Origin of the sequence: Candidatus Chloroploca asiatica, from assembly GCF_002532075.1 — a bacterium.
Taxonomy (GTDB): Bacteria; Chloroflexota; Chloroflexia; order Chloroflexales; family Chloroflexaceae; genus Chloroploca; species Chloroploca asiatica.
In genome coordinates, this window is sequence record NZ_LYXE01000128.1 from 1 (window position 1) to 536 (window position 536).

1 pseudogene is annotated in these 536 nt (G+C 67.4%); it reads right to left on the minus strand.

The features are described from left to right. Positions 1–536 (minus strand): annotated as a pseudogene (locus tag A9Q02_RS24365) (caspase family protein); the annotation flags it as partial.

Consider the following 536-nt stretch of genomic DNA (forward strand, 5'->3'; position numbering starts at 1 on the left):
CTGCCAAAACTGACGCCACCCTGCTGCCCGCGCTGGTCGTGCGTCGTCACCGTGACGTTGCCATGCACATCGCCCGCAATCGCGGCACCGACGTGCGCCTGATCACCAATCGCCTGCTGATGCTGACGCAGCATGGCCTGACTGTAGGCCGGGTTGACCGCGCGCACCGCCGTGCCCTCGGGTGGCGTCCCTGACCCATCAAACGTGCCGAGCGTCGTCGCCCCCCGATAGAGCGCCACCGGGAACGGCCCCACCCCCTTGAGGATCGTCAACTCTGGCTCTTGCTGCTCACCGTAGCGCTGCCGCACCGCAGCCGGGATCGTGCGCGGCACGGCCTCGTCGAGCGCAAAGTAGAGGTGCGTATAGAGATCAAAGACGCTGATGTAGCCGCGATTGCTGCTCACCCCGTTGCCCTGCAAACCATCAACCAGCGCCTGGGTAAAGAGGGTGAGCGGGCCAGGGCCGAGGAAGGCGTACTGGCGCTCGCGGCAGGCCGTGATGATCACCCGGCCTTCGCCGGTGCCGAGCAGCGCGGC